We start from the raw sequence: 13,457 nt of genomic DNA on the forward strand, positions 1-13,457 counted from the left end.
GCTCAGGCAACTTCGCCACGCCCGCCGGCGAGCGTCGCGGCAGCGCGGTCGGCCTTGCCGTGCAGAAACGAGAACAGCACACCGGCCATGACCCCGCCTGACAGAGGCGCAGCCCAGAACAGCCACAGCTGGTCCAGCGCCCAATCGCCGACGAGCAATGCCTGGGCCGTGGAGCGGGCGGGATTCACCGAACCATTGGTAACCGGGATCGACACGAGATAGACCAGCACCAGACAGGCACCGACTACCAGCGGCGCGATCGACGCCATGTCTTGCCGGCGGGCGATCAGCAGGCTGGCCGTGACGAACCCGAAGGACAGCACGAACTCGATGGCCAGCGCTGAATGCATCTGATAGTCGGCGGGAGAATGGTCGCCGAAGCCATTTGCCGCGAACTCGCTCGCGCCAAGATCGAACCCGGGACGGCCGCCCGCCACGTAAAGGAGTAGCGCGGCGGCCACGATCGCGCCGAGAATCTGCGAGGCAATGTAGGGAAGCAGATCCCTGACCGGAAAACGTTGCGCGACAGTGAAGCCCACTGTGACAGCGGGATTGAAATGACCGCCGGACACGCCGCCGAAACAGTAAGTGGCCGTGACGAGCGCGAGACCGAACGCCAACGCCACCTCCAGCACGCCACCTGCCTGCTGGACGGCACCGACGTTCAACACAATGCTGCCGCAGCCGACGAACACCAGCCACGCCGTTCCAACACCCTCGACCAACAACCGCTTACCTAACGCATCCATGCCGCCTCCTGAATCTGCTCCCAGGCAGACGGCATCGCACGATTGCCATCAGACATCTGCCTGAATTCTCTCGGCCCGGGAATCGCTCAGCTTGACGAAATGATCGATTTCGTCAGGAGAGTACGGAATAAGCCGTAGTGAATTCAGAACTATGAGACGCCAACGTCCCGCAACCAATCAGAAGACTCCTAAATTTCTGGTTCGCCAAAATCATCCGCCGACGGCGCAATGCAATATTGCTCGCCAGCTGTCAGGCCAATCCGATCTGCCGCGCATAGCCGATCAGGTCAGCTTCCGTTTCCAGCCCGAGCTTGCGCATCGCACTACGTTTCTGGGTACTGATGGTCTTGCCGCTGCGCTGCAAACGTACCGCGATTTCATGGACGGCAAGGCCTTGCACGTAAAGCTGAAAGACTTCCCACTCGCGCGCGCTCAGCATGCCGGCGCGCAACTGCAGCGGCGTGTCGGCCGCCTCCATCGCAACACGCGCGTGTTGCGACAGGTAGACGCGCCCGGCAAACGCTGCCTCGATCGCATCGATCAACGCCGTGACGGTCTCGCGTTTATCGACGATGCCGCCCACGCCGATATGCAGAAGACCGGACAGCATGTGAGCGTGGCAGATCATGGTGAGGACGACGACGCAAGGACGCGACTGGCCCCGCAACAGACGGCGCAGAAACGACACCGCGTTGCTGCCGCCATGAATGCCGGGCATGTTGATATCGGAAACGACGACGTCGCACGCGCAGGCGTCGATTAATTCCGCCAGTCCGTGAGTGTCGGCCGCCTCGCCGACACATTCGATGTGCGGCGCGGCTTGCAACACGCGCTTGACGCCGACGCGAACGCAGTCGTGATCGTCTGCGATGATGACGCGGATCTTCTGTCTCATTTTCTATTGTCTTATCGATTGGTATGCCCTGCACACGATGTGCTTCCCCGGGCGATGCCAATACATCTTCTATTCGTCGCGCGACGGCGCGACACGTGGCCGACTTATCGCCGGCTCATTGCCGCTTCGGCACGCGCTCCTCAGGAATCACACCGTATTCGACGGCGAAGCGAAACAGTTCCGCATCGCTGTGCAGGGCCAGCTTGCGCATAGCCGTGCACTTCTGCGCGCTGATCGTTTTGACGCTGCGTTCCAGACGCGCGGCGATCTCGGTGACGCCATACCCTGACGCATATTGGGTGAACACTTCGAGTTCGCGGCGCGAGAGAATCTTCCGGACGTAATCGAGCCGCTGGGTCGCCGATGCGTCGGCGATCAATGCGCGCACCGCCGGCCCGACATAGCACTCGCGTGCCAGCGCCGTGATGACGGCCACATGGATCAGGTCGATCCGGTCCCGCTTGCTCACCAGTCCCTCGACGCCGAGCGAAATGACCTTTTGAAGTTCGGCCGCCTCGGTTTCCATGGTGAGCACGACGAGCGCGATGTCGGGGTAGCGCGTCTTGAACTGCCTGACGACTTCCAGTCCGCTGCCATCCGAACCGCCCGGCATGTAGAGGTCCATGAGCACGAGGTCGCATGAACCGCGATCGACTTCTGCGAAGAGTTCGGTGGCGTCGGCTGCACGGCCGACGATCTCCATATTCGGATAGCCGCTTATCAGGTTTTCGATTGCCAGCAGCACCAGTGGATGATCGTCCGCGATGATCGCGCGAACGGGTGTGCTTACCGCAGCGGTGTCGCGCATCTTCTACTTCTCCTCCGTACCTTGAATGATTGCCGCCCTCTTTCGTCAACCCTGCTCCTGTCACGATGATTAAATATTCTCGCGAGAATAAACATAAGATCGGTCCGAAACAACCTCAGTCAATTCAAAAAGTAAATTGCTTAGATATGCGATTCAAAATTAAGAATTCCATAAGCGCGCACATAAGAGAAAAGACCGGGATCGTTGGTGACACCGAGTTTGGCCATCGCTTCGCGTTTTTGCCGCGTGACCGTGCGACGATCGCAGCCGAGCACCGCAGCAATGTCCGATATCGACTGGCCACTTACCAGCAGCCTGACGACTGCGGCCTGTTTGCACGTCAAACGTGGCGCCGGCGGTTGTTCGCACTCGGGATCTTGTGGTTGCGCCAGCGCTTCGATGATGGAACGGCCGAGGTAGGTTTCTCCGTGCCGAGCTGCGAGAATGGCTTGCCAGAGCTCGTCCATCGACTCCGCCTTGCCGACCATGCTCACGGCGCCGTCCGACACTATCGCGCGAAGAATCGCGGCGTTTGCCAGAGTTGTCATCACCACGACGCGCAATTGCGGCCAGCCGGTTCGGATTCGTCGCACGAGATTCAGGCCATCGTCGATGGCGAATGAGTGTTCCGGCATCGCCAGGTCGGTGACGAGCACATCGCAGGGCGTGCTCCGCAGGCGTTCGATTAGCGTAAGGGGATTCGTCGCCTCGTCGACGACAGTCACGCCGGCATGCATTTCAAGTGCGGCGCGGATGCCAAGGATAACGAATGGATGATCGTCCGCCAGGATAATTCGAAGATTCACTGGGATTGTCTCTCGTTTGTTGTAGGAGTGAATGCGCATACGCAGAAAAATCTGAGCCACTCTGCGCATGCTTTAACGGCCCCTCGGCAACGCTCAATGTGCCAAGGCGCCCATAAAATCACCGCCACAACTTCACGAAAATCGGAGCGCTCCGAATCCTGCAGAGAAACTAATAGTCCATTGCGGATTGATTAGAAATAGAAAACATAATTACGCGGAATGGATATTGTCGAGTTTCTCGAGCGGCGCATTTTCGGCGGAAACTCAACGACTCGACCATTCATCGCAGAAGTTTCGGCACGGTGCGCCGTATCGGCCGCAGCATCGTCAACAACGGGCACCGTGATCCATATCAAGTTGCATCGCAAGCGCGCGCGGCGCTCACCTTGCCTTCACGCGCCGCGCGCGGAAACACCGGCAATGCGATCAATGCGCACACGCTGGCCACGGCCCACACCATCGGCCACGAACCGACCGACAACAGCGGCGGAATCGCCAGCGGCGTCAGGAACAGCGTAAGAAACACACAGGTGTTGCCGATCGCCAGCGCAGTGCCCGCGCGGCTCGTCCCTGCCAGCGTGGCGAGTTCCGTGAAGGCCACGCCGTGCCAGGCCGACGCGCTCACGCCGCCCACCACGACCATTAGTGCGAATACCGCGGTCATCGCCGCGTGATGCATGCCGGCGAGACCCGTCAGCAACGCGAGCGATGCGAACAGTACCGCCGTCAGCAGACTACAGGCGCGCATGTAGGCCCGGCGATTGCCGCGCCGGTCAGTCCAACCGCCGCTCCAGACCCGCGCGATCGCGGCACCCGTTTGCACCGCGGCCATGGTCACGCTGATCGCCAGCACGCCGGCGCGGCTGAAATCGTGAAGAAACACCGTGCCGAACGTCACAACGGCAAGTTGCGGCACGCACAGCGCGCCGGCGCCGAGCGCCACGCGCCAGATGCCGATGTCACGCAACGGCGAGACCCTGGCGGGCACGCCGTTCACCGCCGCCGTGTCGCGCACCTCACGCGCCCCGTCCGCCTCGGTATGGGAAGGTTCGTGCAACCAGCGCCACGCGAACACCGCGGTGATCGCGCATGCTAGCGCCAGCACGGTATAGGCGCTCGCAAAGCCGAAACGCGACGCGAGCACCGGCAGCAGCAATGCGCCAAGGCCGCCGCCCGCGGGCACCGCGGTCTGGCGAATACTCATGGCCAGACCGCGCTCACCCTCGCGAAACCAGGCCATCACCGCACGGCCGCTCGATCCGTTGACGCTGCCGCCGAGCAACCCCACCAGCAACAGGCCGAGCGCGAGCATCGTCACGCTCGGGACATGCGCACCGGACGGCACGACGAACAGCGCCAGACCGGCCAGCGCGGCCGCGGTCGAAAGCAGTCCGAGCAGCAAGACGCGCCGGTCGCCCCAGCGGTCGGTCAGCAGCCCCCACGGCAATTCGCTGACCGCGATGCCGAGGCCGAGCATGCCGAGCACGAGGCCTAGTCCGTCATTGCCCAGGTGATAGCCGGAGCGCAAGAACACCGCCGTCGTCGGAATCCCGGAGAACGCCGCCGAAAAACTCGCATTGGCGGCGAAGCCGACGCCAAGCACCTTCCACCGATGACTTGCCGTTCGGCCGCCGGATAACCCTAAGCCCGCAATTGATTCGCTTCCCATGACACCCTCCGCAAAGAATCTGGGGGTATCCTACGGCTGAGGCTTCCATCGGAAAAGCCGGAAAAATAGATGACTTCCACCGGATATACCGAATCATGAGCCAACGCGGATTTGACCTGACGCAGTTGCGGACCTTCGTCGCCGTCGCCGAATCGGGCAGCGTCTCGGCGGGCGCCGAGCGCGTGTTCCTGTCGCAGTCCTCGGTCAGCGAACAGTTGAAGAAACTGGAGGAGCGCGCCGGCCAGCCGCTTTTCGTGCGCAGCAAGCAGGGCGTGAGCGCCACGCCCGCCGGCAGCCGGCTGCTCGAGCACGCGCGGCGCATCATCGCGATGAGCGAAGCCGCGTTCGAAGACCTGCAAGGCCGCTCGCTCGACGGCGAGTTGCGCATCGCCATCACGGACTACTACCGCCCGCACGACATCGCGCGCATTCTCAAGACGTTCTCGGAACAGCACCCACGTCTGAAGCTGCACGTCACCGTGCTGCCGAGCGCGGTGATCGACAGCAATGCGGGCGACGATGCGTCGTTCGACATCGGTCTCTCGCTGCGGCTCGTCACGGACAACACGCGCGCCGCGAGCCGGCGCACCGGCGCGCAAAGCACGGTTGTGCGCCGCGAAAAACTGCTGTGGGTCAGCGCGGCCGATTCAAGTCCACGGCCGGCCACGCCCTATCCACTCGTATTGCTGCCGTCGAGCTGCCAGTTGCAGCGTTTCGTCGTGAAGCTGCTGGACGAGCACAAGGTACCGTATGTGGTGTCGCATTCCGCTTCCGGCGTAGCCGGCCTGCAACTCGCGCTGAAGGCCGGGCTGGGTATTTCCTGCCTGAACGAATCGTCGATTGGCGGCGGTGTCGTGGCCTGTCCGGCAAGTGTCGGTTTGCCCGCGTTGCCCGCCGTGGAATTTCATCTCTTGCCTGGGCGAATCGGCGAAAGCGAACTGGTCAGCAACGCTCGCACGGCCTTGATGCGGCTCTTCAGTTGACTCATGGAAGATGGGCTCACGCCGTCTCATGGAAGCCCGCGGCTGATCATCAAAAGATCACATTCGCGCGATAGCGTCGACACACGAGACGATTCGCAATGGAAATGTTGAAAGCCCCCTGGTCGACGCCTATCATGATCAGGTGTCCCGTCGAATGAGCTTTTGTTTGCTATTGACGCGTCGACTAATTTCCTGCAACCTCGTACACGCTGCTGAACGTTTCAAGCGTCAATTCCCGCAGCCCGAAACCGCCACCCGCAGGCGCATTCAGGCCGATCATTGTTTTAGCAAAGCAATCGCATCGCCGTAGCGAATCATCACTCGCCATCCAGAATAAGTCCGTTTCGATTTGCTGTTCTTGCAGTCGTTACACAAGAAAAGCCGGCAGAGTTGACATGCGTCATCCGTCGGCTTCATAAGCGAATCCACGTGAGAATGCGCGAGAGATAATCGAGAACAAAGAACGTTCCCAATCGAGGCCTGGCGTGCATCGTCGAACTATCGGATCGTCGGTTCTGTTTGTGCTTTACGTCATGTGGAGCGGTGCGGCGCTCGCCGCCACCGAGGCGTCCGGCGCCATGCCCTCGGCCATGGACGAGCGCGTGCGCGCCTGCACCTCATGTCATGGCGTGCAGGGCCAGGGCCTGAACAACGATTACTTTCCGCGGATTGCCGGCAAACCGGCCGACTACCTGTTCAATCAGTTGACCGCGTTCCGCGACGGCGGCCGCACCTATCCGCCGATGGGTTACCTCCTCGCCTTCCTGCCCGACGACTATCTGCGCAAGATCAGCCAGTATTTCGCCGATCTGCAACCGCCCTACCCCAACGCCGATCAAAGCAACGTCGCACCCGCCGTGCTCGCCGCCGGACAGCGCCTCGTCACACAGGGCGACCCGGCCCGCAAGATACCGGCGTGCATCGCGTGCCACGGTGCGCGGATGACCGGCACGCAGCCGGGCATTCCCGGCCTGCTCGGTCTGCACGCGAGTTATATCGCCGGGCAGATGGGCACCTGGCGTTCGGGCACGCGGCACGCGCTCGCGCCGGACTGCATGCACTCGATCGCGGTCAAGCTGACCGACAAGGACATCACCGCGGTATCGAGCTGGCTCGCGCGCCAACCGCGTCCGGCCGATCCGCGGCCCGCGCCGGCGTCCACGGAGCGGCTGCCTCTCGCCTGCGGGAGCCAACCGCAATGAAGCCGACACTTCGCACTTTGGGCTACTTCCGCGCAGTGCGCGCCGCTTTGATCCTCACGATGAAGCGCCGTCGCGTGCCGGCGTCGCTCGTATCCAGTCTGCTGATTGGCGGCCTGATCGTGGCCGGCAGCGCGGCGCTTCTGCACGCATCGCCCACGCCCCTGCTGATCGCCGAAGCACGCGCCGCTGAAACCACCACGGCATCCGCGCCGGGCGCCGACACGCGTCCCGACATCGTCAAACGCGGCGAGTATCTGGCGCGCGCCGGCGACTGCGTCGCCTGCCACACGGCGCCGCGCGGCAAACTGTTCGCCGGCGGCCTCGCGATGGAAACGCCGTTCGGCACGCTGTATTCGCCGAACATCACACCGGACGCCCAGTACGGCATCGGCACCTGGAGTCAGGAGGCGTTCTTCAACATGATGCGCACCGGCCGCACGCCGGACGGCACACTGATCTACCCTGCGATGCCGATCGCGCAATACACGAAGGTCACGCGCGAAGACTCGGATGCGATCTTCGCCTATCTGAAGACGGTCGCACCGGTACGTGAGCCGAATCACAAACACACGCTGCGCTTCCCGTTCAACCAGCGCAAGCTGCTGTACGGCTGGCGCACGCTGTATTTCCGCGAGGGCGAGTTCCAGCCCGATCCGACCAAATCGGTCGAATGGAACCGCGGCGCATATCTGGTCGAAGGGCTCGGGCACTGCACCATGTGCCACACCAAGATCAACATGCTCGGCGGCTCGTCGCAGAGCGAGCAGTTCGCGGGCGGCCTGATTCCGGTGCAGAACTGGTACGCGCCGTCGCTGACCTCGGATAAGGACGGCGGCCTCGGCGACTGGAGCATCAAGGACATCGTCGATCTGCTGCAAGCGGGCATTTCCGATCGCGGTGCAGTGTACGGTCCGATGGCCGAAGTCACGTATCACAGCCTCCAGTACATGACGGAAGAAGACGTCAAGGCAATGGCCGTCTATCTGAAGACCTTGCCGGACAAGAGCGGTCGCAAGTCCGGGCCGTCTGCGCCGACCAACACCAACGTGTTCGCGCTCGGCGAAAAAATCTACGCCGACAAGTGCGCGCTCTGCCACGGCGCGAAGGGCGAAGGAAAGTTGCAGCATTACCCGCCGCTCGCGGGCAACCAGTCGATCGAAATGGACTCCGCGGTCAACCCGATCCGCATCGTGCTCAACGGCGGATTCCCGCCGGGCACCATGCGCAATCCGGAACCGTACGGCATGCCGCCTTTCGGCCAGGAACTGAACGACACCGACGCCGCTGCCGTGGTTACCTATATCCGCACTGCGTGGGGCAATCACGGCCAGCCCGTGACATCCCGCGAGGTCAACGAGTTGCGCAAGGCGCCGCTGCACTGAAGCGCCGCACTGGAGAACTTCTAGATGGAAGCGAACGATACCCGCAGCGCGACCCCGCCTACGGATGACGAAGTGGAACGCGTCGTCGCGGCCGGCCCGCACGGCGCGATCGCCGTGGCCGGTGTCGCCACGCTGATCGTGATGGCGATCTGGTTCGGCTTCTACTTCGTCGTGTTTCTGCCGCGCGGCGTCGTTCACTGATCATGTCGACCGATTCCAATCATCAACCGGGCGGCGGCCACGCGGTCGCGCTACGCGCCGAGCGACGCTGGGCCATCTTCGCCGTCGCGCTGATCGTGCTGATGCTGGCGGTCATCGTGTTCTCCGGGCTGCATTGGGCGATGATGCCGCCCTCGCGCGTCGAGACGATCGATCCGTCGCGCCTGCAACTGTCAGGCGAATTCGTCGAAGACAATCTCGGCAGCGCGGTCGAACCGGACGGCTCGGTGGTGGTGCGCTTCATCGCGCAGCAGTACTCGTTCACGCCGCAATGTCTGCTGGTGCCCGCCGACACGCCGATCACGATCCGCACCACCAGCGCCGATGTCGTGCACGGCCTGCTCGTCACCGACACCAACATCAACACGATGGTCGTGCCCGGCTATGTCGCCACGCTCAATACGCGTTTCGACGCGCCCGCCGATCACACCATGCCGTGCCACGAGTTCTGCGGCTTCGGCCACCAGACCATGTGGGCGCACGTGAAAGTCATCGACAAAGCCACCTTCTTCGAGCAAGCCCGACAATCACGGAGGCTGAGCTGTGTTTCACGCTAAGCGACTCGTTCTCGCGCATTTCTGGCTCGCCTTCATTGCGTTTCTGATCGCGCTGCTGCTCGGCGCCTGGCAGATGCTGGTGCGCAGCCCGCTCGTGCCATGGGTCGGCGACCCCGAGCTCTACTATCGTTCGGTGACCGCGCACGGCTCGGTGATGGCGTACGTACTGCCCACGCTGGTGTCGATGGGCTTCGGCTACGCGATCGTCGAACTCGCGCTCGCGCAGCGCCTCGTCGGTCTCAAATGGGCATGGGCCGCGTTCATCATGCTGGCGGTCGGCGCGGTGATGGCGATGGTGCCGGTGGCGCTCGGCCAGGCATCGGTGCTCTACACCTTCTATCCGCCGATGATCGGTAGTCCGTTCTATTACCTCGGCGTGGTGCTGGTGGTGGTCGGCTCGTGGATCTGGGTCGCGCTGATGCACGTGAACCTGCGCATCTGGAAGCGCGCCAATCCCGGCAAGCCGGTGCCGCTCGCGATGTTCGCCAACGTGGCGGGCGCGTATCTGTGGGCATGGACCGCCGTCGGCGCGGCGCTGGAGATCCTGTTCCAGATCCTTCCGGTCGCGTTCGGCCTCACCAACACGATCGACGCCGGCCTCTCGCGCATCCTGTTCTCGTGGACGCTGCACGCGATCGTCTATTTCTGGCTGATTCCCGCTTATATCGCCTACTACACGCTGGTGCCGCGCGCGATCGGCGGACGGCTCTATAGCGATTCGATGGCGCGCGTGTCGTTCATCCTGTTCCTCGTCTTCGCGATGCCGATCGGCATCCACCATCTGTTCGCCGATCCGCAGGTCGGCTCCGGCTTCAAGTTCCTGCATGCGGTGTTCACCGGCATGGTGTCGGTGCCAACGCTGCTGACGGTGTTCACGATTTGCGCGTCGGTCGAAATCGCCGGCAGATTGCGCGGCGGCAAGGGCGCGTTCGGCTGGCTCACCGCACTGCCCTGGCAGAACCCGATGATGCTCGTGATCGCGTTTTCGTTCGTGATGCTCGGTCTCGGCGGCGCGGGTGGATTGATCAACATGAGTTACCAGTTGAACTCGACCGTGCACAACACCCAGTGGGTAACGGGCCACTTCCATCTGATCTTCGGTGGCGCGATCGTCATCATGTACTTCGCGATCGCCTACGAACTGTGGCCGCAACTGACCGGCCGTGCGATTGCATCGGTGAAGCTGGTGCGCTGGCAACTGTGGCTGTGGTTCATCGGCATGATGGTGGTGACGCTGCCGTGGCACTACGTCGGCCTGCTCGGTGCGCCGCGCCGCATGGCCTATTACGATTACAACGCTCTCGGCTTGCAGTCGCAGGCGTTCTGGGTCGGCATGTCGGCGGTCGGCGGATTGATCCTCGTGGTGTCCGGCGTGCTGTTCATCTACATCCTGGCGAAGTCGCAATTCGGCCCGGTGGTTGAGCAACAAAGCTTCCGCTTTGCGAGCGCGGCGCAGCCGGTGGTGCGCGTGCCGGCCGCGCTCAATAGCTTCGGGTTATGGGTGGCGCTGATGATCGGACTCACGGTCGTCAACTACAGTGTGCCGATCGTGCAGTTGCTCAGATTGCCGCAGACGTCCGTGCCGGCAGTCGTCGTCGGAGCGCAGCGATGAATCAGGAACGCGTCTTCAGCTTGCGCAACCCTTGGTTCACGGTGAGCGTGGGCGGCATCATTGCGATTGCCGTTGTATCGATACTGATCGGCTTCATCTGGCTGCCTTCGGCGAACAGCGCGTTCGCCGGACGCGGCTTGTGGGCGACGATCTGCAGCGCCGCCGGTGCGCCGTCGAGCTGGTACGGCGGCGCCAATCTCACTGGTCCGGCGCCTAGCGACGTGGTGGTCTTGCCGCCGTTACGGCGCGCGCGGGCCGACGCGAATTCGATCGGCCGCGGCGCGACGATCGCGACGCAAAATTGCTCGATGTGTCACGGCGTACTCGGCACGGTGCAGGTGACGGCGCCCGCGTTGGCCGGGCAATATGCCGACGTGATCTATAAAGAGTTGCGCGACTACCAGAACGGCGTGCGTCAGAACGCGATCATGCAACCGATCATCGCCGCGCGCAGCGATCAGGATCTGCACGATCTGGCGGCTTACTACGCGTCGCTGCCGAGAGCGCCCGCGGCGGAGACGCTGCCCACCGGCGTGGGACCGGACGCGAATGCGGTGAAGCTTGCCATGCAGGGCGATCCGCAGCGCAATATTGCGCCTTGCGCCGCCTGTCACGGGCAGCTCGATCGCAAGGGCGCGGCGCCGTGGCTGGGCGGACAGTCGTCGATTTATCTCGCGGCGCAGATGCGCGCCTTTGCTTCCGGCGCGCGGCATAACGACATCAATGAACAGATGCGCAACGTGGCGCGGCAAATGACGCCGGCCGAGATCGACAGCGTCGCCAAATACTATGCGGCCATGCAGTAACGGCCGCTTTGTCAGCGCGGCGCCGTTTGTCCCGAAGAGTCAGCGCGCCACCGTGCGAGACATCCGCCGATATCAAGCCGTTGCAAACCCGTTGGCATCGGCCGTCTTCGGTGCGGCGATCGAACCGCTACGCCGCCCGGCAAACGAAGACGAAGACGCCGCACCGCTCCCAGTCTGGAACACCGACACCGCGGACGTCAGCCGCCGCGCCTGCTCTTCCAGCGAACTCGCGGCCGCCGCGGCCTGCTCCACCAGCGCGGCGTTCTGCTGCGTCACCTCGTCCATCTGCGCGACCGCGAGATTGACCTGATCGATGCCCGTACTCTGCTCGAGCGCGGCCGCCGCGATTTCACCCATGATCGCACTCACACGCGCAATCGCGTCCACGATCTCGGTCATTGTCGAGCCCGAGCGTTGAACCAGTTGCGAGCCGGCCTGCACCCGCGCGGTCGACTCGTCGATCAAGCCCTTGATCTCCTTGGCCGCTGCCGCGCTGCGTTGCGCGAGCGAGCGCACTTCGCTCGCCACCACTGCGAAACCGCGGCCCTGCTCACCGGCGCGCGCGGCTTCGACTGCCGCGTTCAGCGCCAGAATATTGGTCTGAAACGCGATGCCTTCGATCACGCCGACAATGTCGGCAATCCGCCGCGAATCGTCGACGATGCCATGCATCGTGCCCACCACCTGCTCCGTCAGATCGCCGCCTTGTGCCGCAAGGGTGGATGCGCCCTGCGCGAGCGAGCTGGCCTGTTTCGCGTTGTCCGCCGTTTGCTTGACCGTCGAGGTGAGCTGTTCGATGCTCGCCGCCGTTTCTTCGAGCGACGCGGCCTGTTCCTCGGTACGTTGCGACAGATCGGTGTTGCCTGCGGCGATCTCGCTCACGCCGGTGTCGATGGATTCCGTGCCTTGACGCACCGAGTTCACCGTCGTAATCAGCGATTCCTGCATCTTGCGCAACGCGGCCGCGAGACGGCCCATTTCGTTATTGCTGGCCACGACGATCTGGCCGGTCAGGTCGCCGTTGGCGATGCGCTGAAACTGCGCGATGGTGGCGTCGACCGGACGGACGATCGCGCGCACCAGCACCGCGCGGCCGATCCACGCTCCCAGCAGCGACGCGACAATGCCGATCGCCACCGCGATGCAGATCGCATAGAACAGATCCTGCGCGTCCTGATAGCGTTGCGCGCCGTGATCGAGCTGCAACTGTTCGAGCGCGAGCATCGCCTTTTCGTACGCGCTGTAGAGCGACGGCAGCTTGTGAGCCTGCAATTGCTGGAAGGTCGTCTTGTCGCCGGACTTGAGCGCGGCGAGAGCCGGATCGACGCCTTCGTGCAGGAAGGTGTCGCGCTTGTCCTGCATGTCCTTGATGAGACGCTGTTCGTCGGCGTCCGCGCTCGCGCGGCTCACATAGTGGGCAAGACGGTCATTGGAAGCTTTCTGGTACTGATCAAAACGCTTGAGCACGGCATTCGCGCCGTCCTGGTCGTTCAGATCGACGAGCGATGCGTACGTCGCCAGCGCAAGGCGCAGGCGCAGCAACTGTCCGGCGCTGCCTTCGAGGTCGGCGACAGCCGGCGTATCGACGGTGTACATCTGTTGCAGCGAAGCGTTGCTCGAGCGCAGCGACAGCAAGCCGGCGGCGGCGCCGAACAGCAGCACGACACCGAAGAACAGGATCATCAGGGTAAGGCAGGTGCGAATCGACAGATTTTTCAACATCGGGCTTGTCTCCGTTGGGCTGCCTGACCGAATGTTCAGTGAAAGCC

General features: G+C 63.1%; 13 protein-coding genes. 7 read left to right on the plus strand and 6 right to left on the minus strand.

The window, feature by feature from the left end; genetic code table 11:
- Positions 1-2 precede the first annotated feature (2 nt).
- The 5 genes from aqpZ to B0G74_RS17465 all read right to left on the minus strand — a co-directional run bounded on the left by aqpZ (position 3) and on the right by B0G74_RS17465 (position 4,927).
- Complete coding sequence (gene aqpZ / locus B0G74_RS17445; protein ID WP_132376087.1) at positions 3-749, minus strand: aquaporin Z; 747 nt, start codon at positions 747-749, stop codon at positions 3-5.
- A gap of 250 nt (positions 750-999) precedes the next feature.
- Positions 1,000-1,644, minus strand: a complete 645-nt coding sequence (locus tag B0G74_RS17450) for a response regulator transcription factor (RefSeq protein ID WP_132376088.1) — start codon at positions 1,642-1,644, stop codon at positions 1,000-1,002.
- Positions 1,645-1,759: 115 nt separating this feature from the next.
- The gene (locus B0G74_RS17455; protein ID WP_132376089.1) at positions 1,760-2,452 is read right to left on the minus strand and encodes a response regulator transcription factor; all 693 of its coding nucleotides are present in this window, start codon (positions 2,450-2,452) and stop codon (positions 1,760-1,762) included.
- Positions 2,453-2,592: 140 nt separating this feature from the next.
- Positions 2,593-3,297 carry a response regulator transcription factor gene (locus B0G74_RS17460; protein WP_165923911.1) on the minus strand — a complete coding sequence of 235 codons (705 nt, stop codon included), beginning with the start codon at positions 3,295-3,297 and terminating at the stop codon, positions 2,593-2,595.
- A gap of 313 nt (positions 3,298-3,610) precedes the next feature.
- A complete protein-coding gene (locus B0G74_RS17465; protein WP_132376090.1) occupies positions 3,611-4,927 on the minus strand; it encodes an MFS transporter in 1,317 nt (438 codons plus the stop codon).
- Between the two features lie 95 nt (positions 4,928-5,022).
- Here B0G74_RS17465 and B0G74_RS17470 point away from each other — a divergent pair, with 95 nt between their 5' ends.
- The 7 genes from B0G74_RS17470 to B0G74_RS17495 all read left to right on the plus strand — a co-directional run bounded on the left by B0G74_RS17470 (position 5,023) and on the right by B0G74_RS17495 (position 11,688).
- Positions 5,023-5,910 carry a LysR family transcriptional regulator gene (locus B0G74_RS17470; protein ID WP_132376091.1) on the plus strand — a complete coding sequence of 296 codons (888 nt, stop codon included), beginning with the start codon at positions 5,023-5,025 and terminating at the stop codon, positions 5,908-5,910.
- Positions 5,911-6,395: 485 nt separating this feature from the next.
- On the plus strand, positions 6,396-7,112 hold the full coding sequence (locus B0G74_RS17475; protein WP_132376092.1) for a c-type cytochrome: 717 nt from the start codon (positions 6,396-6,398) through the stop codon (positions 7,110-7,112).
- Positions 7,109-8,494: a cytochrome c gene (locus B0G74_RS17480; protein ID WP_132376093.1), complete on the plus strand. Its 1,386-nt coding sequence runs from the start codon at positions 7,109-7,111 to the stop codon at positions 8,492-8,494. Before B0G74_RS17475 ends, B0G74_RS17480 begins: the two co-directional genes overlap by 4 nt.
- A 24-nt stretch (positions 8,495-8,518) precedes the next feature.
- Complete coding sequence (locus B0G74_RS45815) at positions 8,519-8,695, plus strand: hypothetical protein (protein WP_165923876.1); 177 nt, start codon at positions 8,519-8,521, stop codon at positions 8,693-8,695.
- 2 nt (positions 8,696-8,697) lie between these two features.
- Entirely contained in the window at positions 8,698-9,270 is a 573-nt protein-coding gene (locus B0G74_RS17485; RefSeq protein WP_106282064.1) for a cytochrome C oxidase subunit II, read from the plus strand.
- Entirely contained in the window at positions 9,257-10,882 is a 1,626-nt protein-coding gene (locus B0G74_RS17490) for a b(o/a)3-type cytochrome-c oxidase subunit 1 (RefSeq protein ID WP_132376094.1), read from the plus strand. Before B0G74_RS17485 ends, B0G74_RS17490 begins: the two co-directional genes overlap by 14 nt.
- Positions 10,879-11,688, plus strand: coding sequence for a c-type cytochrome (locus tag B0G74_RS17495; protein WP_132376095.1), 810 nt, complete (start codon positions 10,879-10,881; stop codon positions 11,686-11,688). The genes B0G74_RS17490 and B0G74_RS17495 overlap by 4 nt, the downstream gene beginning before the upstream one ends.
- Before the next feature lie 72 nt (positions 11,689-11,760).
- Here the strand turns inward: B0G74_RS17495 and B0G74_RS17500 are convergent, their stop codons facing one another.
- Positions 11,761-13,410, minus strand: coding sequence for a methyl-accepting chemotaxis protein (locus tag B0G74_RS17500; protein ID WP_132376096.1), 1,650 nt, complete (start codon positions 13,408-13,410; stop codon positions 11,761-11,763).
- Positions 13,411-13,457 lie beyond the last annotated feature (47 nt).

The sequence above is a fragment of the Paraburkholderia sp. BL9I2N2 genome (assembly GCF_004339745.1).
Taxonomy (GTDB): Bacteria; Pseudomonadota; Gammaproteobacteria; order Burkholderiales; family Burkholderiaceae; genus Paraburkholderia.